Source organism: Kineococcus indalonis (assembly GCF_009906395.1).
GTDB lineage: Bacteria > Actinomycetota > Actinomycetes > Actinomycetales > Kineococcaceae > Kineococcus > Kineococcus indalonis.
Genome location: NZ_JAAALM010000561.1, coordinates 1 through 2,462, shown reverse-complemented (window position 1 = coordinate 2,462; position 2,462 = coordinate 1). Strand labels below are relative to the sequence as shown.

The 2,462-nt window shown below is 81.6% G+C and carries 1 protein-coding gene; it reads right to left on the bottom strand.

Annotated features, from left to right (window positions below):
- Positions 1-3: 3 nt before the first annotated feature.
- On the bottom strand, positions 4-2,319 hold the full coding sequence (locus GTR00_RS18865) for a SpoIIE family protein phosphatase (protein WP_166613104.1): 2,316 nt from the start codon (positions 2,317-2,319) through the stop codon (positions 4-6).
- Positions 2,320-2,462 lie beyond the last annotated feature (143 nt).

The window sequence follows — 2,462 nt, the reverse complement described above, 5'->3', positions numbered from 1 at the left end:
GGCTCAGGAGGTGCGGTGGGGCAGGGCGGCCAGGTCCAGCACGGCGGCCGCGGCCCCGCCCTGCGGGGCCAGCAGGTCCAGGCGCTCCCAGCCGCCCGCCCCGCGGGCGGCCTCCACCAGCGCCTGCACCCCCGCGCTGGCGAGGTGGGTGACGCCGGAGAGGTCCACGGTCAGGCGCACCGCCCCGCCGCGGGCGGCGCGGCGCAGCTCGTCGAGCAGGTCCGGGGCGCTGGCCAGGTCCACCGCCCCGCGCACCCGCAGCACCGCACCGCCGCCGGGCAGCACCTCGAAGGGCGGCTCGTGCCCCTGCTCCCCCGGGGCGGCGGCGGCCTCGGCCGGGCCGGGCACGTCCACCTCCACGGGCCGCTGCAGCGCCCGCTCCACCGACACCACCGTCCCGCGCTCGGTGGCGTCCACGCGCAGGCGCCCCAGCGCCCCCAGCAGGGCCAGGCCGCGGCCGCGGTCGCCGGGCTGCTCGCGCGGGGGGCGCCAGCGCCCGTCGTCGGCCACGACCAGGCGCAGCACGCCGGAGCCGTCCACGTCGGCGCCCACGCGCACCCGGCGCCGGGCGGCGGGGACGTGCACCCGGCGCTCGCGGTCGTGCGCGTGCTCCACGGCGTTGGCCACCGCCTCCCCGGCCAGCAGGTGCACGGTGCGCGCCTCGGCCGGGTGCAGGTGCAGCGGGGCCGCCCAGTCGCGCAGCTGCGCGCGCAGCTCGGCCAGCGAGCGCGGCTCGGCGGGCAGGTCCGCCCGCAGCGGCCCGGGCGGGGTGCGCGGGCCGGCCACGAGCACGGTGACGTCGTCGCGGGCGCCGGCGCCGGCCAGCTCGCCGACGAGGGCGCGGCACAGCGCGTCGGCGGGCGACCCGGTGGGCGGGGCCTCGCCGGGGCCGGCGAGCGCGGCGCGCAGGGCGCGCCCGGCGGCGCCCGCGAGCAGCTCGCGCTCGGCGGCGCGGGAGCGGCCGGGCCGCTCCACGAGGCCGTCGGTGTAGAGCAGGACGTGCTCGCCGGGGCCCAGGCGCGCGGTGCGCACGGCCCGCTCGCCGGCGACGGCCAGCGGGCCGCCGGCGGTCTGCTCCAGGTGCGCGGCGGTGCCGTCGGGGCGCACGACCAGGGGCGCGGGGTGCCCGGAGGTGACGTAGGCCAGGGTGGCGGCGGCGGGGTCCAGCACCGCCGCGCACAGGGTGGTCGCCGCCGCCCCGGGCAGCCGGCGGGCGACCTGCTCGACGTCGGCGACCGCCTCCAGCAGGCCCGCGCCGGCGCCCAGGCGCTGCCCCAGGACCGCGCGCAGCTGGCTCATGGTGGCGCTGGCGAGCACGCCGTGCCCGACGACGTCGCCGACGACGAGGGCGACGCGGCCGCCGTCGAGGACCACGGCGTCGAACCAGTCGCCGCCGGCGCCCTGCCCGGCCCCGGCGACCACGTAGCGGGCGGCCAGGTCCAGGCCGGGCAGCACGGGCAGGGCGGCCGGCAGCAGCGCCGCCTGCAGGCGGGCGACGACGGCGCGGGCCTCGTCGTAGCGGCGGCGCACCTCCTGCGCCGCGCGGGCGCGGGTCAGGTGCAGGGACAGGCGGGGGGCGACCTCGCGCAGCAGGCGCAGCTCCTCCTCGTGCCACGCCTCGCCGGGCCGCTTGGCGGCGGTGAGGGTGAACAGCCGCCGCCCGCCCTCCTGGACGGCCTCGACGTGCTCCTCCCCCGCCCCGTCGCCGGTGCCGTGCTCCCAGGCGACCCGGCTCGCGCCGCCGGGGCCGTCGGCGGGGGCGAGCACGAGCAGGGCCAGGCCGAGGTGGTCCACCAGGCGCCGGCCGGCGCGGTCGGTCACCTCGGCGGGTTCGTCGGCGCGGGCGAAGACGTCGCCGAGCTCGGCGGCGAAGGCGGTGGCCCGCCCGCGCAGCAGCCGGTCGGTGACGTCGGGGTTGCTGCCGGCCAGGCCGGCGAAGCGCCCGTCGGCGTCGAGCAGCGGCTCGGCGGTCGTCTCGATCCAGCGGTACGAGCCGTCGGCGCCGCGCACGCGGGTGGTGGCGCGGAAGCCCCGCCGCCCGGCGGTGGCGGCCTCGAACTCGCGCAGGTAGGCGGGCGCGTCGTCGGGGTGCAGGATCGAGCGCCACCGGCCGGAGAGCATGTCGTCCTCGGTGCAGCCGAAGAACTCCAGCACGCGGCGGTTGACGGAGGTGCACGCGCCGGTGGCGTCGGTGGACCACAGCATGACGGGGGCGAGGTCGGCCAGGACCCGCCCGTCCACGAGCCGCCCGGCCCCCTGGGCGTCCCGCGCGTCGTCCCGCGCGTCCCGCACCGGGCCGCCGCACCGCTCGTCGAGCACGGGGGCAAGGTAGCCGCACCGCCGCCCGCCGCGCACCGGTCCGGGGCGGTCCGGGGGCGTGCGGCGGTGCGGCGTCGTGGCAGCATGCCGCGGTGCGGCACCACCCCCTCGACGGCCACCCCCTCGACGGCCACCCCCTGGAC